The sequence below is a fragment of the Leeuwenhoekiella sp. A16 genome (assembly GCF_047946675.1).
In the GTDB taxonomy this organism is placed as follows: domain Bacteria; phylum Bacteroidota; class Bacteroidia; order Flavobacteriales; family Flavobacteriaceae; genus Leeuwenhoekiella.
Genome location: NZ_CP172313.1, coordinates 1,300,201 through 1,323,253, shown reverse-complemented (window position 1 = coordinate 1,323,253; position 23,053 = coordinate 1,300,201). Strand labels below are relative to the sequence as shown.

Here is a 23,053-nt window from a genome sequence, read left to right as displayed (position 1 = left end):
TAGATTTGACTATCTCAGCATCAGTTAATCTAATTTATAAGTTTAATCTCAATATTGAAATTTAAAGTTGCTACAATTAATTGAGTTTATAATTTATATTTTGTTGTTCCAGTAATTGAAGAAGCTCTGAACAGATTCTTACTTTTTTGCGTCTACTTGGCATATGCAGAGAGATTTGCTCTTTGGGTTCAAAAACATAAAAGTGTAATGATTGATCACCTCTATGGTGAAAAAGTATCTCCTTTATAGTGTCTATTTTCTGCTCTTGAACATCTTTAATGTCAAGATTTATTGTCAGCTTTTTACCATAAGTTTCCATGACATCCTGTAGCTGCATAAAACTGTTGAACTGTAAACGAGGATCACCTTTCTTCCCGGTGTCACGGTTAACCCAGCCTTCTTTTACAAAAACCTTCATGTGTACAAAGCTATTTGGGATCAGGAAGTGTCTAAATTTTAAGTAGTCTTCGCCAAACATTCTAAACTCAAAAGAATCGTCAAAATCTTCTACAGTAAAGGCAGCCCAGCCTTTTCCATTTTTAGAAACCCTGTGCTGAATATCGGTTATTACTCCGCCAAAAGTGAGTTCCCTGTTCAAAAAATCGTTCAAATAGTTGAAATTATTTACCTTAGCATTGCAAAAATTGTCCATTTCCAGCTTAAAATCGTCTAGAGGATGACCAGAAATATAGATTCCCACAACGTCTTTTTCACGCTTTAATTTCTCCATCGTTCCCCATTCTTCGCACGGCGGAACTATAGGTTCAGGTATTTGCACTTCGCTTGCGTCACCAAAAAGGCTAACCTGTGACGAATTTTCATTCTCCTGAAACTTAGCTCCGTATTTCACAGCTTTTTCAAGAAAGGTTATTCCGTCACCTTCGTCTTTAAAATATTGCGCTCTGTGAGTGACATTAAAACTGTCAAAACCTCCCGCTAGAGCCAAACTTTCAAAAGCTTTTTTATTGGCTGCTCGCAGATCTATACGTTTAGCAAGATCAAAAACGCTGCGGTAAGGCCCATCTGCTCTGCAATCTACAATTGTTTTTACTGCATTTGCGCCCACTCCTTTTACAGCACCCATGCCAAAGCGTATAGCGCCTCTGTCGTTTACAGTAAATTTCCTGAAAGATTCATTCACATCTGGACCTAAAACCTCAAGGCCCATACGGCGACATTCTTCCATAAAGAAAGTCACCTGTTTTATGTCATTCATGTTGTTAGACAATACTGCTGCCATATATTCTGCCGGGTAGTGTGCCTTACAATATGCAGTCTGATAAGCAATCCACGCATAGCAGGTTGAATGCGATTTGTTGAATGCGTAAGCAGCAAAAGCTTCCCAATCTTTCCAAATCTTCTCTAGTATTTCTCTTGGGTGTCCATTTTTCTCACCGCCATCAAGAAATTGAGGTTTAAGTTTTTGCAGCAGGGCAAAAATCTTTTTACCCATCGCTTTTCGCAGAACATCTGCATCACCTTTACTAAAACCTGCCAGCTTTTGTGAGAGGAGCATCACTTGCTCCTGATAAACAGTAATACCGTAGGTTTCTTCAAGATATTCCTGCATGTCTGCAAGATCATAAGTGATCTCTTCATCACCATGTTTACGCGCGATAAAACTGGGGATATACTCCATTGGTCCCGGGCGATACAATGCGTTCATTGCAATAAGATCCTCAAAAACCGTAGGTTTTAAGGCTTGCATGTGTTTTTGCATTCCGGGAGATTCATACTGAAATATCCCTATAGTATCTCCTCGCTGAAAGAGTTCATAAGTTTTTACATCGTCAAGCGGAAAATTATCCGGATCGAGATCAATATCATGTTTGATCTTTACCAGCTTAACCGTGTCTTTTATAAGTGTAAGGGTCTTAAGACCCAAAAAGTCCATCTTTAGCAGACCAGCTTCCTCAACAACACTGTTATCAAATTGAGTTACATAAAGATCTGAATCTTTCGCTGTAGCGACGGGAACAAAATTTGTTATATCATCTGGCGTGATAATAACACCGCAGGCATGAATACCGGTATTACGTACAGAGCCTTCAAGCTGGTGCGCTTGTCTCAAAGTCTGCCCTTCAAGATCATTTCCTTCAGAAAGTGATATAAGTTCGTTGACTTTTACAAGATCATCAGAACGGAATTTTTTCTTTAGATCTGCATCAGATTGACCAAAGATCTTATTGAGCTTAGACATATTAGGAATAAGCTTGGCAATACGGTCTGCATCACCTAATGGCAGGTCCAGAACACGCGCGGTATCACGTATAGATGATTTTGCAGCCATGGTGCCATAAGTAATAATCTGAGCCACTTGATTAGCGCCATACTTCTCTATCACATAATCCATCACGCGGCTACGCCCTTCATCATCAAAATCGATATCAATATCGGGCATGCTCACCCTGTCAGGATTAAGAAAACGCTCAAAAAGAAGATCATACTTAAGCGGGTCTATATTAGTGATCCATAAACAATAGGCAACCACACTTCCTGCGGCAGAACCACGTCCCGGCCCAACAGAAACTCCCATTTTGCGAGCTTCCCTAATAAAATCTTCTACGATAAGAAAGTAACCTGGATACCCCGTATTTTCTATTACACTAAGTTCAAAATCCAGCCGGTCTATAACCGTTTGTGAAAGCTCGCCATATCGTCTTTTAGCACCTTCATAGGTAATATGTCTCAGGTATTTGTTTTCACCTCTTTTGCCGCCGTCAGTTTTGTCTTCTGTGACGAGAAATTCTTCCGGTATTGTAAAGGCGGGAAGCAATACGTTACGCGCAAGTGTAAAAGGTTCAATCTTATCTACAACTTCCTGAACATTGCTAATAGCATCGGGCAAATCTTTAAAGAGCGCTTTCATTTCTTCAGCATCCTTAAAGTAATACTCATCGTTTGGCAGGCCATAACGATAACCTCGTCCTCTTCCTTTTGGTGTGGCTACTTTCTCACCATCTTTTACGCAAAGAAGTATATCATGCGCGTCTGCATCGCTTTTATTGATGTAAAATGTATTGTTAGTCGCAACAAGTTTCACCTCGTGTTTTTGAGCAAAATCTATCAATACCTGATTTACCCTATTTTCATCTTCCTGCCCGTGGCGCATGATCTCGAGATAGAGATCGTCGTTAAATGTTTCCTTCCACCAGAGTAATGCTTCTTCAGCTTGTTTCTCACCTACGTTGAGAATTTTACTGGGTACTTCACCGTAAAGGTTACCTGTAAGTACAATAAGATCTTCCTTGTACCTTTCAACAATTGTTCTGTCTATTCTTGGCACATAATAAAAACCATCTGTGTATGCCAGAGAAGCCATTTTTGCCAGATTGTGATAGCCGTTTTTGTTTTTCGCTATAAAAACAATCTGATAACCATTGTCTTTTTGAGATTTATTAGTGTGATCAAGACATACGTTGAGCTCTACACCCACGATGGGTTTAATAAAGTTTTCTGTAGGAGCGAGACCTTCTTCTTCTAACTCTTTATTTTTCTTTTGCGCTGCCGTGTTATGGGCTGTAATTGCTTTCACGAAATGAAAAGCTCCCATCATATTGCCTGTGTCTGTGATAGCGACACCTGGCATTTCATTTTTCTTGGCCGCTACAACTAAATCCTGAATACTTGCGGTTGACTGAAGGATAGAAAATTGAGAATGATTATGCAGATGCACAAAATCTACTTTAGCAAGCTGCTCAATATTTTCTTTTATCTCCTCACGGGAGATATCGTTTTTATCGGCTTTTTGTAAAGCGCGACGTATTTCGTCTGAAGCTGCTTTGAGATTTATATGCTTAAGCCCGATTAATTGAAAAGGCTGCGGATTAACCTCTGTAAAGTTTTCAAAATAATCTGCCGGGACATCAAGCTGTTCTTGCGTAAACATGCGTCTGCGTACCAGCTCAAAGAAGCAACGTGTTGTTGCCTCTACATCTGCGGTAGCATTGTGAGCCTCATTAAACGGTTGGGCAAATAAATACTTATGTAATTCTGTTAAAGTGGGTAGTTTAAATTTACCGCCTCGCCCTCCCGGGATCTGGCATAATTGTGCGGTAACTTCTGTACACGTATCGAGAACAGACAATTCCTGAAGGTGATTATGAACGTCGAGGCGATGAAATTCTGCCCCCATGATATTCACATCAAAACCTACATTTTGACCTATAATAAATTTTGTTTTTTCCAGTGCTTGTTTAAAAAGACCTAAAACCTCACCTAAGGGGGCACCATCACGGGTGGCGAGTTCTGTTGAGATACCATGAATACGCTCTGCGTCATAAGGAATATCAAAACCATCAGGACGTATCATGTAATCCTGATGCTCTATAAGATTACCCATATCATCATGCAGCTGCCAGGCAATTTGTATAGCTCTGGGCCAGTTGTCGCCATCTGTTATAGGTGCATTCCAGTCTCTGGGAAGGCCGGTGGTCTCTGTATCAAAAATCAGGTACATTGCTGTAAATCTAGGGTTTGGGCTTGTAGTAATTTCGCTTTAAGCGAAACGCTAAAAACGAGTTAAAATTATTGAAAAATAGCCGCAGGGAGAAAGAAAGTTCTCAGGAGTTGTTAACTAAAAAAACCGAGCCATAAATGACTCGGTTCTCATCTTTAAGAAGATTCTGAAATTAAGCTACTGTTTCTAGCGCTTTTACTTCATTAAGTGCGGTTTTTACATTGTCTCGTTGCACTTTTAAAATGTTCTCTATTGTGGGTGGTAAGTTAGGATCTGCAAGAATCTCATTATAGTCTTCTATTGCAGCTTTCTCACCTCGTATTGCTTCTTCCAGAACGGCTTCTTCATTATCACCAGAAAGCGCGGTTTTTATATCCATCCAAGCGCGGTGAGCATCACCTTTAAAACTGGTGCCTTTATCTGCGTTCTCACCATAAGCTGCGATCTCAGCCTTTAACTGGTGGCCAAAATCATATCTCTCTTTTGCTCGATTTGTAAAAAAGTCTTTTAAATTCTTATTCTCGACTTTCTCAGCAGCTTGCTTGTAACCTGCTTCTGCATCGTAATTTCTAGTTAGTATTTCGTTTAATCTGTTTGTGATATTTTCAGAATACTTCATCTTAAATTTCATTTTTAATTAGCGATACTTTCTTTAATTAATAGAGATGCGTATCGGTAACATCCATTCTTAATATAAGGGTAAAAGCCCCTGTTTACAAGGTTTTTAAGAGTATTTAACTCTAAGAAGCGGACTTTAACACTAAATGAAAAAATCCGGCTCAAAAAACCGGATTTTTAGTATTTTTAGGCAGCTTTTTAAGCTACCACTTCAAGTGCCTTTGCCTGATTTAAAGCTTCCTGCACACTGTTTCTCTGCTTAATAAGTAGATTTGCAGTAGATGGTGGCAAATCTGTATCTGCTATTATTTCATTATAATCTTCAAGTGCGGCTTTCTCGCCACGTATTGCTTCTTCCAGAACAGTTTCTTCTTTATCAGATGAGAAAGCTGTTTTCAAATCCATCCATGCTCTGTGAACATCCCCGGCAAAACTAGTTCCTTTATTTGGCTCTTGACCAAAACTTCTAATTTCAGCTTTTAGTTCGTGACCAAAATCATAACGGTCTTTTGCCCGCGAAGTAAAATAGCCACTGAGAGAAACACTTTTTGCTTTTTCAGCAGCATTTTTATAACCTGCTTCAGCATCATAATTCTTTTCTAGTAACTCGTTTAGCTTGTCTGCAATTTTTTCTGAATAACTCATATCTGTAAAATTTTAAATTCTCAATTTATACATACAAGTTACGGCAGGTAGGTAGTCTAATTATTTAGTTTAACAGGGTTTAACCCGATTTAACCATAATTAACGCGATATTTCTATAGCTAGTGTTAAAAAAAATAGACCCTCATAATACGCAGGTCTATCTTAGTATGAAACTGAAATTAATTTAATTCAAAGGCCATATTTATTCTGGCAAGAAGATCGTTATAATGATAAGTCGATAATTCATCATTTGCAGCCGATTTTCGCCTGTTTATGTCGGTTTTTAATTGTTGCAGTTCGCCCCGCATCAAAGCAATAACATCAGATTTTGTGACATCGTCAGCATCTTCCGCTTCAAGCGTTTTAATATATTCTACAGCCGTATCTACATATGCTCGCTGTAAATTTCGGCGGTAAGCATCTACTTTTTTAGAGGTGTATAATTCACTAAAGATTCCTTTGCGCACATCGTCAAGCATTTCTATAGCAGAATATGCAGAACTGCCATTGGCCTGCTCATTAGCTATCATTCGATTTATGCGCTCATTATCAAGCAAATAATTTAACGAGCGTGTTTGCAAGTTTTGAATACGCTCAATTGCTTCTGAAGTTTCTATTCGTTGAAGAATATTCTCATCAAGCAGCCATTCTGGAGTCGTGAAGGCATTTTTGTTTAAAAAAGCAACTGCATTTTTCTGAATAGATTCTGGAACATTCTCATAAACAACACCTTCCTGATCTGATGTTTTACGAGTTTCATAGACTCCGCCTACATTAGTTATTACATGAAAAATATAGCCTCTCCACATATTTGTAAGTTCGCTATATACCTCATTTAAATCATCATAACCATATCCATCTTTAGAAGTCCACTGAATCAAATTAGGTACAACCTTTTTAAGATTGGCAAGCCCATATTCGCTCGCTTTCACCTGATCGTCACCCAGACTTTCGGTTTGTGATTGTGGGTCAACACCGCGGCTACTTCCAAATTCATAGATTGGGTCACCGGCATGTGCAAGAATCCATTCATCAAGTGTTTTCTTTTCGTCTTTAGGATTTTCAGCTTCAGGAAGATATCTGTAACCCCAGTTAATTGCATAAAGATCGTAAGGCCCCATCATGCGTATATAGCGCACGCCATCATCACCGGGCTGTGCAACATAGTTAACGCGGGCATAATCCATAATAGAAGGAGTGAGACCGTATTTTTGGGTAAACGCTGCAGAGCGTAATGAATCTGTAGGATAAGCAGAACTTGCCTTCATGTTATGCGGAAGTCCCAGAGCGTGACCTACTTCATGAGCAATTACCATGCGCATCATTTCACCTATTTCATCTTCAGGTGTGTTTAAAGTTCTGGCCTTTGGGTTTTGTGCACCAGCTTCAATCATAAAGCGGTTGCGGTAGGAGCGTAGATGGTTGTGGTACCAAATTACATCACTTTCAATAATTTCACCTGTTCTGGGATCTGATACTGAAGGACCAACCGCATTACGTGTGGTGCTGGCAACATAGCGAATAACAGAATAACGCACATCTTCCGGTGAAAATTCAGGGTCTTCTTCCGGGGAGGGCGGGTCTTTTGCGATAATGGCATTTTTAAAACCGGCAACTTCAAAGGCTTTGTTCCAGTCTTCTATTCCCTGCTTAAAATAAGGTCTCCATTTTAAAGGGGTGGCTGGGTCGAGATAATATACAATGGGTTTTATAGGCTCAACCAGTTCGCCTCTTTTATACGCCTCAATATCTTTAGGAACTAATTGCCAACGGCGTATGATCTCATAATCATCAGACTTTAGCTCATCAGAATTATAATCATATTTTTTTGTGGTAAACCATCCTACACGATTGTCTGCAATACGCGGTTGCATTTTATCATCTGGCAGCAACACCATTGATTGATTCATTAAAAGTGTAATAGTACCAGCCTGGTCGCGTTCTGGTGGATCTTCTGCCTCATAGGTCATTACATGTTTAACCTCAACATTTTTAGGATATGCATGGGCAGATTCTATGTAAGACCTACTTTCATCAAGCTTTTTAACTTTGTATTCTTTTCTTAGCCGTGGCGAAAGGCCATCTATCGCAGATACCTCTTTTTCAAAAAGGTTTGTAACATCTATAACTACAGCACTCGAGTCTGGTGTGAATGCGGCTATTTTAGCACTAAAGAGAATAGGGGAGAAATTATTTGCTGATACAGACTGATAAATGGGAGAATTCTCGTCACTTTGATTTTCAAAACTGATCACTTTAACGTCGATATTTTCTCCACGTTTCGTCCATCTAACAACCTGCTCATTCACTTTAGAGCCGGCATTTACATGGCCACCACCGTAACCGGCAGGTACTTTTGCGATGCGACTTACTAAAAGCATGTCTTTATTGTAAAGGCTATCAGGAATCTCGAAATATAATTTTTCATCTACAATATGAGTAGTGAAAAGGCCTTTATCATTTAAAGAACCAGCTGTAATAACCTTGTTGTAAGGTTTGATACCGCTTTTATTTGTGGACTTTTCTGTAGAGTTAGTTTTTTGGGTAACTGCTGGTTTTTGTGTTTTGCAGCCAGCGAGAACGCTAATAGCGCATAGCAACAGTAATCTTTTTATCATGCTTTAAATTTTTGAGCATGAAGTTAAGCAAAGCAAATGTTGTGAGTGTGTGAATGATGTTGCAATAAACTCAAAAATAAGGAGGCAATTTTAGAGAAACAGTAAAAAAGAGCAGTTCTTTCTGAATGCTGAAAATAGACTCTTAGATTATTAGGACATTTTTTAAGCTTCTAATGTCATGCTAATGCCTTTATGTGCAGGAGCGCTTAGCTCGATAGATTTAATTGAACCTTCTAAGTTGACCCACCTGCGGCCAATCCATGTGAATTTTTTATCTGTTAATTCCTCCATGTCTGTGCTTCTAAATCTGTATAAATTTCTCTCGTCCTGGCCGTAGATTTTCTGTAACTGGTTGGTTAGTTTTTTTATGCTTTTAGCTGGTCTTGAATTTGATTTAGAGGAATAGTAATAAGTGATTTTAGATTCGTTCAAGAAATGATGAACTAAAACGGAGTCAAAAATCCCTAATTTTTTAAAGAAATACTTTTTAGAATAGACATTCACTCCAGGACTGCTTTCGGTTTGGATTAGCTTGAGGTTAGAAATATCATATAAACCATTTTTGAGATTTAATAAATTCTCTATTGAATATAATGGTTTTAAAACAATAGTCGCGGGGGAGGAGGTTTGCATAACTTATGATCTTAAAAATATAACTCTGTTTATCTCTATTTGTAAAAGTTTTTAATAGAGGTGTCTACATTTATTTTTGCCATGCAAATGCTTGATATTATCTCGACTAATAAAGCTTTACAGTCGATTTTTTAAATAGCAGTAGGATACTATTTGGTTTTGGCAGAATAAGGGATTTTGAGAATAATTATATTTTACACCCTGAAAATCAATATATTAAATAATATTATTAAAAAAATTACTTTTATTTAAGGTGTTGACAAATTATACTCTTAACCAAATATAGGAAGTTGTGCCGATTTTTGCAATTCTTCAGCGGCATATTTTGTACATGAACAGAGGATTTTTATTCCAAATAAAAAACCCTCAAAATCAAATGATTAAGAGGGTCTTCTGTACTCGGGACGGGACTTGAACCCGTACGAACTAATGTTCATTGGATTTTAAGTCCAACGTGTCTACCAATTCCACCACCCGAGCGTGGTATTATAAAAAACCCTCCTGCGATGGAGGGTGAAGAGCGAAAGACGGGATTTGAACCCGCGACCCTCACCTTGGCAAGGTGATGCTCTACCCCTGAGCTACTTTCGCATTACACAATCACTATTGATTAATGCGGATGCAAATTTACAAGAATTATGGAATTACCAAAGTATTTTCTTTAAAAAAATAAGCGCTTTAAGAAACTTGATTTTTTTTGTTCCTGATAAGCATTCTTTTTATCTCATTTAATTTCATTAAAGCTTCTACAGGTGTGAGCGTAGCTATATCAATATGAAGTATTTCGTCTTTAATTTCTTCCAGAAGCGGATCATCAAGATTAAAGAAGCTTAACTGCATCTCGTCATCTGTAGCTTTCTTTAAATTTTCCCGTGTTTCTTCTTTTCCGTGCGATTTCTCAAGTTTTTGTAGCATTTTATTGGCTCTGTGCAAAACTTGTTGCGGCATTCCGGCCATTTTAGCTACGTGTATTCCAAAGCTATGCGCACTACCGCCGGGAACAAGTTTTCTTAAAAACAAAACATTGTCTTCAAGCTCTTTTACAGAAACATTGTAATTCTTTATTCTGGTAAAAGTCTCGCACATGTCGTTAAGTTCGTGATAATGCGTGGCAAAAAGCGTCTTTGGTCGTGCGGGATGCTCGTGTAGATATTCACTTATCGCCCAGGCGATAGAAATGCCATCATACGTACTTGTTCCGCGGCCTATCTCATCCAGAAGAACCAGACTGCGATCTGAAATATTATTCAGAATACTGGCTGTTTCATTCATTTCTACCATAAAAGTAGATTCACCCATTGAGATGTTATCACTGGCACCCACCCGGGTAAAAATTTTATCAACCACACCTATGCGTGCTTCTTTTGCGGGTACAAAACAACCTATTTGCGCAAGTAAAGTAATGAGTGCTGTCTGCCTTAGGATTGCCGACTTACCAGACATATTAGGCCCAGTTATCATTATTGTTTGCTGGGTTTCACGATCAAGATAAACATCATTGGCAATGTATGGTTCGCCTAATGGGAGTTGCTTCTCAATTACAGGATGCCTGCCTTGTGAAATATCAAGTTCATATGAATCATCGATTACGGGGCGTACGTAGTTACTTTCTTTTGCAAGGCTGGCATAACTGCATAAACAATCAATTTGCGCTATACAATTCGCATTGGTCTGTACCGGCTCAATAAATTGCATGATCCACGTAACAAGTTGACTAAAAAGCTGCTGTTCTATGGCTAAAATCCGCTCTTCAGCACCTAAAATCTTCGATTCATATTCTTTTAATTCCTCAGTAATGTAGCGCTCTGCATTTACTAAGGTTTGTTTGCGTATCCACTCTTCCGGCACTTTATCCTTATGCGTGTTGCGTACTTCAATGTAGTAACCAAAAACATTATTTGAGGCGATTTTTAATGAAGTAATGCCTGTGCGCTCAGTCTCACGCTCAAGCATTTTATCAAGATAATCTTTGCCAGAAAATGCAAGTTCACGCAAATTGTCAAGTTCTTCATGAAAACCCGCGGCTATGGTATTTCCTTTTGCTAACAGAACGGGGGCTTCCTCGTTTAGGCTTTCTTTGATCTTATTGCGCAAATGTTCCAGATCATTGATCTGTTTACCTAAAATCTGCAGAGCTTCATTTTCGCAAGAAATTGCTAATCCTTTTATGGGGATCATTGCTTCAAGAGAATTCTTTAGTTGTATTACCTCGCGAGGAGAAACCTTTCCTGTAGCTACTTTAGATATAAGGCGCTCAACATCTCCTATTTGTTTAATACGCTGTGTAAGCTTATCATAGGCCTGATTTTCATTGAGTAAATAACTCACGACTTCCTGCCTTTGTTTTATAGCTTCAATATTTTTTAAGGGAAGCGCTAACCACCTTTTTAAAAGTCTTCCGCCCATAGGCGAAATGGTCTTGTCTATGACATCGAGCAGGGTTATGGCTTTTGCCGACGTGCCCTGGTAAAGTTCCAGATTGCGTATTGTAAACCTGTCCATCCAGACATATTCATCTTCAGCAATGCGGCTAATACGCGATATATGCTGTAGCTTATTGTGACGTGTCTCACCCAGATAGTGTAAAATGGCTCCTGCAGCAATAATTCCTTCCTCAAGGTGATGTATGCCAAAACCTTTTAAGCTTTTTACTTCAAAGTGTTTATAGAGCGATTCATGAGCATAATCTGTCTGAAAAATCCAGTTTTCGAGGTAAAAAGTGTGATAATCAGGGCTAAAATCGGCTGCATATTCTTTTTTGCAGGATTTGCTTATCAGCAATTCGCTAGGTCCAAAATTTTGCAGGAGTTTATCAATATAATCCCGATCTCCCTGTGCAGTTAGAAACTCACCCGTTGAAACATCAAGAAATGAAACGCCTATTATTCTTTTGCCGTAATGTATCGCCCCAAGAAAATTATTGCTTTTAAGCTGTAATACCTCGTCGTTGAGTGCAACACCCGGAGTGACAAGTTCTGTAACACCACGTTTTACGATTGTTTTTGTAGCCTTAGGGTCTTCAAGCTGGTCACAAATCGCCACTCTGCAACCTGCTTTTACAAGCTTTGGTAAATACGTATTTAAAGAATGATGAGGAAAACCCGCTAATTCTTTGCGATCACTGCCGTTATTACGTTGTGTTAAAACAATACCCAGAATCTTAGAACTGCGCACGGCATCTTCACCAAAGGTCTCGTAAAAATCGCCTACGCGAAATAGAAGCAGGGCATCAGGATATTTAGCCTTGATGCTGTTGTACTGTTTCATTAAAGGAGTGACCTTCTTCTCTTTGCTGGCAGCCATGAACTGGGTTTTTGTGTGAAATTTTATTTCGCAAAAGCGAAAATCAAACTTAAAAAAGTAATATGCTAAAATAGCAAAATGTAAAGGTTTGCGCCGCGCCTCAAAGACTGAGTTATTAAAAGTAATTAAAAATTTTGATTGCTGGAAAGCATTAATTTTAAGCGCAGTTTTTCTTATAACAAGTCGTTGATCTAAATCTCATAATTTTCTGAAGGAAGCACTAGAAATGGAATTTGTATGTAATAAGACACTTCATGCACAGTGCTTTTAAAAAGGATCTTTTCTAAAAAAGAATGTTTGTTTTTAACCATTACCAGCAAGTCTGTTGGGTATTTAAGATTAAAACTATGAATTGCATTTAAAACACTTTCTTTACTTAGATTATGAAATTGATGCTCAACGTCTTCAAAATACTCGTCAATTGAGGTTTTAGATTCTTCTTTTTCTATTGTTAGCTCTTCTCCAAAGCTCTCATGCATGATGTGAACAAATGATCTGTGATTTAAAGCGATCTCTTTAAGCAACTGCAGTTTGAGTTCGCACAGCTTAAGTTTATAATCAGACGGGAACAAAATGTGTTTAATACCGGTGTAATGGCAGTTTGCGGGAATTACCAGAATGGGGCACTTGGCTATGCGTATGGCATGAGCAGTATGTGTACCAAATAATAACTCAACACCGTCACTACCGCCTTTAGTACCCATGCAAACAAGATCTATTTCCTTGTTCTCTACACGTAGTTTTATTTCTTCATAAAGCATATTGTATGATGAGATGATCTTAAACTTATGATCTTCATTGCGGTATTCTTTTTTAATTTTCTTTTTTATCTCTTTAAGGCCTGATTGCGAATTCTTACGATATACTTCATACAGACTACTGTGCAAAATGAAGTCTGCATTGTAAATAGTATTAATTATGTAGAAAGTGCAGGTTTCATTTTTAAAGAATTGTACAGCATATTCTATAGCGTTGTAAGCACTCTGTGAAAAATCAGTAGGAAGTAGAATTCGTTTCATAGTTATGAAAGATTAGATCTTAATCAGATACAAAAGATGATCATTACTGTTTTAGCGGGAGTATCTTAAATTTAATGAATTCTGCGGTAATAATTGCAATCTGGCCACTATATAGAAACTTTCTTAAATGCCCATAATGCTTATTTTTGCCTTCATGGAAAACCGAAAGTTAAAGAATAGCGAGTTAGATCGTAAGTCTGTAGAAGAGTTTAAAGAATCACAAAAAACACCACTTATTATCGTTCTTGATAATATTAGGAGTTTAAATAATATAGGTTCCGTTTTTAGAACAGCAGATGCATTTCTGGTAGAGAAAATATATTTATGTGGTATAACTGCAACTCCGCCCCACAAGGATATTCATAAAACAGCCCTGGGCGCAACAGAAACAGTAGCGTGGGAATATGCAGAACACACCCTTGATGTGATCAATAAACTACAGGAAGACAAGATTGAAGTTCTTGCAATTGAGCAGGCTGAGGGGGCGACGATGCTTGATGATGTAAAAGTTACTTCTGGAGCTAGGTATGCAGTAGTCTTTGGTAATGAAGTAAAAGGAGTAAGTCAAAAAGTAGTGAGCTCTGCAAACAAGGTAGTAGAGATACCACAGTTGGGTACTAAACATTCTCTAAATATATCTGTAAGCGTAGGGGTTGTTATATGGGATTTATTTTCAAAAATGAGAAATTCTTAAAGTATTAACCACATACCAGTAGGTATTCCGTGGGAATAAACTTTGAGTAACATTTGCATGTAAGAAACTGTATTCCTTCTCCTACATACTTCAGTTTAACACTGTTAATTATTATTAAATATTATTAATGTTTTTATAAATAGGATTTTTGGTTTATGCAAAATGTTCAAATTTACACCCGTAGTAAAGGACCAAACCAAACCAACTTTTATGAAAACTGATTTTGATTATAACTCTTACCAGCTAGGTGAAAAATATGGCCGCAAATCAGGCTTTTTATTAGGAATTTTAATAGGCGTAACAATTATGGTTTTTACCATGATTGCTTTGTTCTATCCGCTGTGGTAAAATATTTATCTCAAGAGTTGATCTAGCAGGTTTAAGTAGTCCCCTCTATTTTTAACGAAATCCATCTCAGAAATGTCAATTATCTTCACATTGGTCTGCAGTTGTTTTTTCATAAAATCTAAATAGCCCTCATTTATCTGCGTCAAATAGTGTTCAGAAATATCCTGTTCATAAGAACGCCCTCTCTTTTTTATATTCTCGAGTAAACGATTTGTATTTTGATAGAGATAAACGTACAAATCTGGTTTTGCGATATCTCTGTACATAATGCCATGTAATTTTTTATAGAGACTAAATTCTTCTTCAGCGAGCGTTACCTGCGCAAAAATTAAAGATTTGTAACTATCATAATCTGCTATCATAAAATCTTTGAAAAGATCATATTGACCTATATCGTCCAGCAATTGTTGATAGCGGTCTGCGAGAAATGACATTTCCAGCGGAAAAGCATAGCGCGACTGGTCTTTATAGAATTTGGGTAAAAAAGGATTGTCTTTAAAACGCTCTAGAATCAATTTTGCATTAAAATCTTCAGATATCATAGTGGCCAGAGTTGTTTTGCCGGCACCTATATTTCCTTCAATAGCGATGTAGTTAAATTTATCGAGATTGTATTCAGTTTTTGGATTTTTAAGCCATTTAGATTCCTTTTGAGGTACAGCTTTGTCAACGCTAATTTTCATTAACTTCTCTATGGTCTTGTTTAAACCGGGATGTACAAAGTCTGGAACAATATCATTAAGCGGTTTTAAAACAAATTGCCGATTTTGTAAAAGAGGATGAGGTACAGTTAATGGTTTACTTTCAATAATTTCATCGCCCACAAACAAGATGTCTATGTCAATAGGTCTGTCGCTGTAAACCACACCCGATTTTGACCGCGCAGAGCGGATTCTGCCCAGCTTTTCCTCGATTTTTAGCACTTTAGAGAGGATTTTTCGTGCAGAAAGGCGAGAACTTACAAGAATGGCACAGTTTAAAAAGTCTGGACCATCATAACCCCATGCTTCAGTTTTGTAAACAGGAGAGATGCGCACAATCTGCCCCACCTCTTTAAAAATTAAATTAACGGCGTCCTGAAGGTTTTCAAATGAATTTCCCTGATTGCTTCCCAGCGATAAAAGTATGTCTTGCAAGGGTTTAATGGCGCTTAAATGTTAAAATATTTTATGAGCAATTTAAGTAAAACATCATAACAATCTCCTAATTTTGGCGACTTACAGAGTAATTAAAAAATCACTATTGGCGCAAGGAGCACGTACAGAGCGGGATGCACTTTTAGCATACAAGATTTATTTTATACTAGGAGCACTTTTTATATGTTCACTGGTGGTTTCTAACCTTATTTTTCAAAAATTCTTTTATTGGGATTTTTTCGGTATTTACCAGTTTGAAATTTCTGTAGGCATCTTACCATATCCTATAACCTTCTTGATAACAGATCTTATAAGTGAGATCTACGGTAAGAAGAAAGCAAATCAGGTGGTGACAGCGGGGATTTTTGCCTCACTTTTCTCCCTTTTGATCGTATACACCTCTGCTATTGTTCCTGCGACAGACTGGTCACCGGTAGATAACGCACTTTTTGATAAAGTATTTGGCGCTACGGTCGTGGCTGTTCTCGCCTCAATGATGGCTTACCTGTTTGCTCAATATGTTGATATACAGCTATTCCATTTCTGGAAAAAACTAACTAAAGGCAAGCATCTCTGGATACGCAATAATTTTTCAACTTTCTTAAGTCAGTTTTTAGATACATTGACGGTATTATTATTGCTCTGTTTTTTTGGAAAAATAGAATGGGAGCGTTTTGGCGCATTGCTGTTAAGTGGCTTTTTATTTAAAGTGCTAATTGCAATTTGTGATACTCCATTCTTGTATGCAGGCGTTTACTATTTTAGAAAACGATTTAATCTTGGTATACATGAAGATTTAGGCAGAATGCAAACGTATTATCAGGTTGAAGAGAAAATATAAAAGAACATTATGAAAAAAATATTTAAAATAATAGGAATTGTACTTCTGGTGCTTATCATTGGGATAATCGCAGCACCTTTTCTGTTTAAAAGTCAGTTAGAAAATCTGGTTAAGAAGACTATCAACAATAATGTAAATGCCACCGTGGCGTGGCAGGAACTTGATTTAAGTTTGTTTTCCAGTTTCCCTGATGCGGCCTTGAAGATCAAAGATTTTAGCGTAATTAATAATGCCCCTTTTAAAGGTGATACGCTCGCTAGCGGTAGTGAATTGCAATTAGATATGGGTATTATGCAGCTTTTTAAAAGTTCTGGAGATCCCATACAGGTTGATGAAGTGCGTCTAAATGATGCATTTATAAATATTAAAGTAGATACGTTGGGCAATGCCAATTATGACATAGCTAAGAAAACAGAAACCACTACTACAAATACAACAGATCAGCCGGTGGCCGCAACAGAAGACGGCGGCGGTTTTCAGTTTGATGTACAGCACTATGAGATCAATAATTCGCGCGTAAATTATCTTGACGAAAGCACAAAAACCTTCCTAAGGCTTACAGAAGTAAATCACTCCGGGACAGGAGATTTTTCAGCAGATGTATCAACACTTGAGACAGAGACTTCTGCATTAGCTTCTTTTGATCTGGATAGTGTAAATTATCTAAACGAGAATAAGATCAAGCTTACTGCAGATATTGAGATGGATCTTAAAAATCAGAAATATACTTTTAAAGATAATGAGGCAATGATCAATCAATTGCCGTTGGTTTTTCAGGGATATGTGCAGGTGAATGAAACTAATAATGATATTGATCTTTCTTTTGAAACGCCTTCGAGCGATTTTAAAAACTTTCTGGCCGTTATTCCGGAAGAATATGCCAAAAATCTTGACGGAGTAACAACCACTGGTGATTTTCGCGTAAGCGGAATAATAAAAGGAATTGTTGATGAAACTCATATTCCTACGCTAGATATTTCTGTATCTTCAAATAATGCCTCTTTTAAATATCCAGATCTGCCCAAGGCTGTAGAGGATATAGTGATTGATGCGCAGGTAAAAAATGAAACAGGACTTGTTGATGATACTTACCTTAGATTGGGTAATATAACTTTTAGAATAGATCAGGACAGGTTTGCTGCTAGTGGTCGCATAGATCGCTTAACCACAAATCCGTTAGTTGATATGGCCTTAAAAGGCAGATTGAATCTGGCAAATCTTGAAAGGGCGTATCCGCTTGAATTAGATCAGGACCTTAATGGAATCCTGAATGTAGACATGACTACTAATTTTGATATGGAAAGCGTTGATAAGGAACAATATCAAAATATAAAAAGCACGGGTATGGCAAACCTGACTAACTTTAAATATACTTCGCCAGAATTGCCTAATGCATTGACTTTATCTGAAGCTGCTGTAAAATTTAATACGAGTACAATCACACTTGAGAAATTGCAGGGGCAAACTGGTCAAACCGATCTTTCTGCTACCGGAAGTATTCAGAATTTAATCCCTTTTTTATTGTCAAAACAAGACTTAAAGGGGCGATTTTCGGTTAAATCTAATACGATTAATCTCAATGATTTTAGCGTTGCAGAAACAACCACCACGACTACAGAAGATAATGGCGAGGTTAAAGAAAAAGAAACCGTAGTTGCCGGTAGCGATGCTATAAAAATCCCCTCTTTTCTCGATGCTGCCCTTGATTTTAGCGCTGGTAAAGTAATCTATGATAACATCACGCTTACAAATGTAAAAGGAAATATTGCCATTGCAGATGAGACTGCTACTTTAAGTAATGTCTCTTCAGATATTTTTGGTGGGAATATTGCTCTCGCCGGTAATGTAAGTACAAAAAGTGCTACGCCTACTTTTAAAATGAAACTTGATCTTAGTGCAATAGATATTGATCAATCTTTTGCAGGGCTGGATCTTTTACAAGGTATTGCACCTATCGCGAAAGCTTTAAAAGGTAAACTAAATACAGATATAGAACTCAGCGGAAATTTAAGTGATGACCTTACGCCTGTGCTTTCTTCACTAGCGGGTAATGCCCTTGCAGAAGTGCTTACCGCGAAAGTAAATCCAGACCAGATGCCGCTATTAAATGCACTCGACGGCAAGCTTGATTTTATCAATCTGGCAGATATTGATCTTAGTGATCTTAAAACTAAACTTAGTTTTGACAATGGGCAGGTGGCTGTTAAGCCTTTTGATTTTAAAGTAAAAGGAATAAATGTTACTGTAAGCGGAAGCCACAGTCTGGAGAATGTAATGAACTATAACCTTAATCTTGATGTGCCGGCAAAATTATTAGGAAATAAGATAGGCAGCACTTTAGCTAAACTAAGCGACACAGATCTGGAGACATACACTGTAGATTTGCCGGTGTCATTAACCGGTTCTTTTAATAATCCACAGGTGGCGGTAAATACTCAGCTTGCTGTAAATAATCTAACTCAACAGATCATTGCTACTCAAAAAGAGAAACTAAAGAATGAAGGCGCAGATAAAGTTAGAGATGCTTTAGGTGGGTTATTAGGTAAAGCAACAGGAACAAATCCTGCTGTAAAAGATACTACAGCTGTTCAACAAAAACCTACAGATACCACAACATCTAAGAATGAAGTTAAAGATGCTGTAAAAGGAATCCTTGGCGGACTTTTAGGCGGCAAGAAGAAAAAAGTAGATACTACTAAATCTAATAATTAAGCTTTTAGAATTTAATAGCTAATTACTATAAACTCAGATCTTCTGTTTATCTGCTGCTGCTCATCTGTACAATCTACGCCGTTCACGCAGCCGTTTAAAATCTGCGTTTCACCATAACCTTTACCGGTTATGCGATCTTCAGACACGCCTTTGTTAATGAGATATTGCACGGTTGCCTGTGCACGTTTTTCAGATAGAGAAAGGTTATATTCATCTCTTCCCTGGCTATCTGTATGCGCACGCACATCGATTACAAGAGTAGGGTTGCTTTCCATTACAGCAAGAACTTTGGTCAACTCAAGAGCAGCATCTCGTCTTATATTAAAACGGTCAAAATCAAAGTAAATAGGATTCAGCTTAAGCAATTTAGCAAGATCATCACCCTCTTTAATTTTTTTTATTCGGCGTTTTAGCAATAGTTCAACATCAATAGATCCTCCTTCAACAGGCGCAGTAACCACTTTTTCATCAGAAGTATATTCTGGTTCTTCCCCGCGTATGATATATTCTGTACCGCAAATAGGATTCAGTGTAAAGCGACCTTCTTCATTAACATCTACTTTTTGTATTACATTGCCATCCATGTCTAGAAGAGAAACTTTAGCCGTAGGTATAGGGAACATTAGATCTTTATCTTTTACTACCCCGGTAATTGCAGATCTGCATGGTTCTACTTCTACAGGTACGCGCTCAAACTTAAAAAGATCATCGCTGCCCATACCATAATAACGGTTTGATGAGAAATAGCCTTTATCTGTAGCATCATCTACTACAAAACTAAAATCATCCCAAGGGCTGTTTATGCTTTCGCCTAAATTCAAGACCTGCGTGATCTTACTGCCATTGTCTCTTGCAGCTACATAAATATCAAGACCGCCCAGACCGGGACGACCGTCTGATGAAAAATACAAATTGCCGGTAGAGCTTATAAAAGGAAAATTCTCCCGTCCTTCTGTGTTTACTAAAGTGCCTAGATTTTGAGGTTCACCATAAGTGTCTTCACTCATAATATCAACATACCAGATGTCAGAAAGGCCAACTGTGCCCGGCATATCAGACGAGAAATAAAGTCTGTTATTATCAGGAGTAAGTGAAGGGTGAGCTACAGAATAATCATCACTGTTAAAAGGAAGCTCTATAGGTTCACTCCAGGTATCGTCGCTTTTAAGGTGAGATTTGTAGATTTTTAGCCTTACTGTGCCGTTTTTATCTTTGCCTTTATGCCCGTCATAATTGTTTCTGGTAAAGTAAATCGTATTACCGTCATTAGTAAATGCCGGGTTAGACTCGTGGAATTTAGAATTAAGTCCTTCCCCAAATTTGTGAACTTTTTCTAAGGCTCCGGTTGAATCAATAGTGGCTGAGTAAAAATCTAGAAATGGCTCGTTGTTCCATTTATGAATTTTAGTAGAATAGACGCCCGTGTCGCGTGCAGAAGAAAAGATCAACTGATTCTCACGCACAACGCCCCCAAAATCTGAAAAACGAGAATTCGTGCTTCTTAGATTTTTTGCAGTATATATACTTTCAATGTAACTGAGGTCTTTTAGGTAGTCTTTATTTTCTTCAAAAAGCTCACCACGTGAATCTTCACCTTTCAGTTTTCTAAAGCGTTCCATTATAGCATCAGACTCCTTGTAATCTTCTACGGCTTTTAACGTTTGTGCATACCGAAAAAGATATTCAGGTTGTATGCTGTCAGAATATTTTGTGATTAGCTCGCCATACCATTTTGCGGCATCATCATAATTTCCATTAAAGTAATAGCTATCACCTAAATTTTGAAAAAGATCTACAGATTCAAAACCTTCCTGAGCGATCTTGAGGTAGATTTTCTGAGCATCTATAAATGCGTATTGTTCAAATTTTTTATTGGCCTGTTCTATTTTATTAGACTGTGCAAATACCTGAAAAGGGAAAATAACAAAAAGGAGTAAAAACCCGGAGAGGTTATGTATTTTCATTGTAATTATGTTTGGGGTTAATTATAATCAGCATTATAATTGACGCAAATATAAACAAATTGGTTAAAGAGATGTTAATGAAAAGTTTATAAACATAGTGTTTCTATATTTTTAGAACTACTTCACATGGTAAGACAAACAATATTTATATGGATTTAAGTAAAATAATAGCAGAAAGACGATCTGTTTTTCCTGAACAATATATCAATAAGCCTATCGCTCGCGAGACGATTGAAGAATTACTAGAGGCAGCAAACTGGGCACCCACACACAAGCATACAGAACCCTGGCGTTTTAAAGTGCTGCAAGGTGAATCTATCAAAAATATGAGTGATTTTTTGACTAGTAAATACAAAGAAATCACTCCTGAAGATAAATTCTCTGAGTTTAAGCAGCGCAAATTGGCTACAAAACCCAGAATGGCAGGAGCTATTATAGCGATCTGCATGCAAGTTGATCCTAAAGGTAAATTACCAGAATGGGAAGAAGTTGCGGCAACAGCAATGGCCGTGCAGAATATGTGGTTGCTGGCAAGTCATAAAGGGCTGGGTTCTTACTGGAGTTCCCCCGATATTGTGAGTGAATTAGGTGATTTTTTCAATCTCGCTCAAGGCGAAAAATGCCTCGGTTTCTTTTATCTGGGCCATTACGAGGGAGAAAAGCCGGAAGGCAGACGTATTCCTATAGAAGAAAAAACGGTCTGGATGTAAAATAAAAAGGCTCACTAAGAGGTTGACTAAATCGACCTCTTAGTGAGCCTTTATAATTTATAAATCAGCTATTCTTGCTTATAGATCTTTCCATTTTTCATGACGAAAGTCACAGTATTCAAAAGATCTATATTTTTTAAAGGATCACCGTCTACGGCAACAATATCTGCATAATATCCGGGTGCGATCTGCCCAAGTTTATCCTGCATATCGAGAAGTTCTGCGCTGGTAATTGTAGCGGCTTCAATAGTTTCTATAGCAGGCATTCCTGCTTCTACCATATAACCAAATTCCTTTGCATTTTCACCGTGAGGGAAAACGCCGGCATCAGTGCCAAAGGCGATTTTTACTCCTTTTTTATAAGCTTTTGCGAAGGTTTTTTGCAGTTGTGGACCGATTTCTAGGGCTTTTGGGACGATAATTGCCGGATAATAACCTTCTATCATGGCTTTTTCAGCGACGTATTTTCCTGCAGAAAGAGTGGGCACATAATACGTGTCGTACTCTTTCATCAGGTCCATGGTTTCTTCGCTCATCAGCGTACCGTGCTCTATGGTCTTTACTCCGCCTCTCACTGCGCGTTGCATACCTTCATCACCATGAGCATGAGCAGCCACTTTCATACCATAATCTGCTGCTGTGGTTGTGATCGCTTTTATTTCCTCTTCAGTAAACTGGGGATTTTGCCCGTTTTTCGCTACGCTTAAAACTCCGCCGGTAGCTGTGATTTTTATCCAGTCGGCGCCATTTTTATAGCGCTGGCGCACAGCTTTTCTCGCATCGTCAACACTGTTTACAACACCTTCTTTTGGTCCCGGATCTTCCATAAGGTCTTTTCTGTACCCATTTGTAGGATCCGCATGACCACCGGTTGAAGCCAGTGCTTTTTCTGCTGTGAAAATTCGCGGCCCGTCAACCGTTCCTTTATTAATAGCATTTCGCAAAGCAACATTTACTCCGCTGCCACCCAGATCGCGCACTGTTGTAAAACCAGCCATTAATGTGCGCTTTCCTATTTCTTCAGCTTTATAAGCGACATCGGCTTCATTTAAAGTGAACTCTTCAAGATATTGATTGGGATTTGTCTCGCTCTCAATATGCACATGCATATCGATAAAGCCCGGCATTACCGTTTTGTTTTGAAGATCTATAGTTTTATCGTCTCCTGTTCCTGCTACAAAACCATCGCGAATTTCCTGAATAGAATTTCCTGAAATTATAATGGTCTTTTTAGAAAGTATTTTTCCCGTTTTTGTGTCAATTATATTACCGCATTGCAAATATGTGTTTTGTGCAATACCGCTTAAAGACAGAACAGCAAATAGAAATAGGAAAGCGATTTTTTTCATAAGT

The 23,053-nt window shown here is 38.0% G+C and carries 15 protein-coding genes and 2 tRNA genes; 5 read left to right on the top strand and 12 right to left on the bottom strand.

The features are described from left to right. Positions 1-76: 76 nt before the first annotated feature. The 9 genes from dnaE to ACH3O9_RS05615 form a co-directional block, all read right to left on the bottom strand. Positions 77-4,459: a DNA polymerase III subunit alpha gene (dnaE, locus tag ACH3O9_RS05655; RefSeq protein ID WP_416445144.1), complete on the bottom strand. Its 4,383-nt coding sequence runs from the start codon at positions 4,457-4,459 to the stop codon at positions 77-79. A 172-nt stretch (positions 4,460-4,631) separates the two neighbouring features. After that, positions 4,632-5,078 carry a ferritin-like domain-containing protein gene (locus tag ACH3O9_RS05650; protein ID WP_416445142.1) on the bottom strand — a complete coding sequence of 149 codons (447 nt, stop codon included), beginning with the start codon at positions 5,076-5,078 and terminating at the stop codon, positions 4,632-4,634. A 197-nt stretch (positions 5,079-5,275) separates the two neighbouring features. Next, on the bottom strand, positions 5,276-5,722 hold the full coding sequence (locus ACH3O9_RS05645; RefSeq protein WP_416445140.1) for a ferritin-like domain-containing protein: 447 nt from the start codon (positions 5,720-5,722) through the stop codon (positions 5,276-5,278). Between the two features lie 179 nt (positions 5,723-5,901). Beyond that, positions 5,902-8,340, bottom strand: a complete 2,439-nt coding sequence (locus ACH3O9_RS05640) for a zinc-dependent metalloprotease (RefSeq protein WP_416445138.1) — start codon at positions 8,338-8,340, stop codon at positions 5,902-5,904. A 162-nt stretch (positions 8,341-8,502) separates the two neighbouring features. Beyond that, entirely contained in the window at positions 8,503-8,973 is a 471-nt protein-coding gene (locus ACH3O9_RS05635; RefSeq protein ID WP_416445136.1) for a hypothetical protein, read from the bottom strand. 396 nt (positions 8,974-9,369) lie between these two features. Next, positions 9,370-9,453, bottom strand: a tRNA-Leu gene (locus ACH3O9_RS05630). 39 nt (positions 9,454-9,492) lie between these two features. Next, positions 9,493-9,564: transfer RNA gene (locus ACH3O9_RS05625), tRNA-Gly, on the bottom strand. A gap of 87 nt (positions 9,565-9,651) precedes the next feature. After that, positions 9,652-12,276 (bottom strand): DNA mismatch repair protein MutS, encoded by a 2,625-nt coding sequence (mutS, locus tag ACH3O9_RS05620; RefSeq protein ID WP_416445134.1) that lies wholly within the window; start codon positions 12,274-12,276, stop codon positions 9,652-9,654. Positions 12,277-12,467: 191 nt separating this feature from the next. Next, positions 12,468-13,295, bottom strand: a complete 828-nt coding sequence (locus tag ACH3O9_RS05615; protein ID WP_416445132.1) for a universal stress protein — start codon at positions 13,293-13,295, stop codon at positions 12,468-12,470. Positions 13,296-13,449: 154 nt separating this feature from the next. On the opposite strand from ACH3O9_RS05615, the gene ACH3O9_RS05610 reads away from it, so the two are divergent. Together ACH3O9_RS05610 and ACH3O9_RS05605 are read left to right on the top strand one after the other, a co-directional pair. Continuing rightward, on the top strand, positions 13,450-13,989 hold the full coding sequence (locus tag ACH3O9_RS05610; protein ID WP_416445130.1) for a TrmH family RNA methyltransferase: 540 nt from the start codon (positions 13,450-13,452) through the stop codon (positions 13,987-13,989). Positions 13,990-14,199: 210 nt separating this feature from the next. After that, complete coding sequence (locus ACH3O9_RS05605) at positions 14,200-14,337, top strand: hypothetical protein (protein ID WP_416445128.1); 138 nt, start codon at positions 14,200-14,202, stop codon at positions 14,335-14,337. 5 nt (positions 14,338-14,342) lie between these two features. Here ACH3O9_RS05605 and folK read toward each other — a convergent pair whose 3' ends face one another. Further along, entirely contained in the window at positions 14,343-15,473 is a 1,131-nt protein-coding gene (gene folK, locus ACH3O9_RS05600; protein WP_416445126.1) for a 2-amino-4-hydroxy-6-hydroxymethyldihydropteridine diphosphokinase, read from the bottom strand. Between the two features lie 106 nt (positions 15,474-15,579). Here folK and ACH3O9_RS05595 point away from each other — a divergent pair, with 106 nt between their 5' ends. Continuing rightward, a complete protein-coding gene (locus ACH3O9_RS05595; protein WP_416445124.1) occupies positions 15,580-16,314 on the top strand; it encodes a queuosine precursor transporter in 735 nt (244 codons plus the stop codon). Between the two features lie 9 nt (positions 16,315-16,323). Continuing rightward, complete coding sequence (locus tag ACH3O9_RS05590) at positions 16,324-19,026, top strand: AsmA-like C-terminal region-containing protein (protein ID WP_416445122.1); 2,703 nt, start codon at positions 16,324-16,326, stop codon at positions 19,024-19,026. Between the two features lie 11 nt (positions 19,027-19,037). Here ACH3O9_RS05590 and ACH3O9_RS05585 read toward each other — a convergent pair whose 3' ends face one another. After that, the gene (locus ACH3O9_RS05585) at positions 19,038-20,990 is read right to left on the bottom strand and encodes an OmpA family protein (protein WP_416445120.1); all 1,953 of its coding nucleotides are present in this window, start codon (positions 20,988-20,990) and stop codon (positions 19,038-19,040) included. 149 nt (positions 20,991-21,139) lie between these two features. Between ACH3O9_RS05585 and ACH3O9_RS05580 the strand changes: the two genes are divergently transcribed. Continuing rightward, positions 21,140-21,700 carry a nitroreductase gene (locus ACH3O9_RS05580; RefSeq protein WP_416445118.1) on the top strand — a complete coding sequence of 187 codons (561 nt, stop codon included), beginning with the start codon at positions 21,140-21,142 and terminating at the stop codon, positions 21,698-21,700. Positions 21,701-21,768: 68 nt separating this feature from the next. On the opposite strand, the gene ACH3O9_RS05575 is transcribed toward ACH3O9_RS05580, so the two are convergent. Further along, positions 21,769-23,049 carry an amidohydrolase family protein gene (locus ACH3O9_RS05575; RefSeq protein ID WP_416445116.1) on the bottom strand — a complete coding sequence of 427 codons (1,281 nt, stop codon included), beginning with the start codon at positions 23,047-23,049 and terminating at the stop codon, positions 21,769-21,771. Positions 23,050-23,053: the final 4 nt, after the last annotated feature.

Excerpts from the sequence above, each read along its gene's own strand:
- dnaE (WP_416445144.1), bottom strand. The coding sequence starts at position 4,459 with ATGTACCTGATTTTTGATACAGAGACCACCGGCCTTCCCAGAGACTGG.
- ACH3O9_RS05650 (WP_416445142.1), bottom strand. The coding sequence starts at position 5,078 with ATGAAGTATTCTGAAAATATCACAAACAGATTAAACGAAATACTAACT.
- ACH3O9_RS05645 (WP_416445140.1), bottom strand. The coding sequence starts at position 5,722 with ATGAGTTATTCAGAAAAAATTGCAGACAAGCTAAACGAGTTACTAGAA.
- ACH3O9_RS05640 (WP_416445138.1), bottom strand. The coding sequence starts at position 8,340 with ATGATAAAAAGATTACTGTTGCTATGCGCTATTAGCGTTCTCGCTGGC.
- ACH3O9_RS05635 (WP_416445136.1), bottom strand. The coding sequence starts at position 8,973 with ATGCAAACCTCCTCCCCCGCGACTATTGTTTTAAAACCATTATATTCA.
- mutS (WP_416445134.1), bottom strand. The coding sequence starts at position 12,276 with ATGGCTGCCAGCAAAGAGAAGAAGGTCACTCCTTTAATGAAACAGTAC.
- ACH3O9_RS05615 (WP_416445132.1), bottom strand. The coding sequence starts at position 13,295 with ATGAAACGAATTCTACTTCCTACTGATTTTTCACAGAGTGCTTACAAC.
- ACH3O9_RS05610 (WP_416445130.1), top strand. The coding sequence starts at position 13,450 with ATGGAAAACCGAAAGTTAAAGAATAGCGAGTTAGATCGTAAGTCTGTA.
- ACH3O9_RS05605 (WP_416445128.1), top strand. The coding sequence starts at position 14,200 with ATGAAAACTGATTTTGATTATAACTCTTACCAGCTAGGTGAAAAATAT.
- ACH3O9_RS05590 (WP_416445122.1), top strand. The coding sequence starts at position 16,324 with ATGAAAAAAATATTTAAAATAATAGGAATTGTACTTCTGGTGCTTATC.
- ACH3O9_RS05585 (WP_416445120.1), bottom strand. The coding sequence starts at position 20,990 with ATGAAAATACATAACCTCTCCGGGTTTTTACTCCTTTTTGTTATTTTC.
- ACH3O9_RS05580 (WP_416445118.1), top strand. The coding sequence starts at position 21,140 with ATGGATTTAAGTAAAATAATAGCAGAAAGACGATCTGTTTTTCCTGAA.
- ACH3O9_RS05575 (WP_416445116.1), bottom strand. The coding sequence starts at position 23,049 with ATGAAAAAAATCGCTTTCCTATTTCTATTTGCTGTTCTGTCTTTAAGC.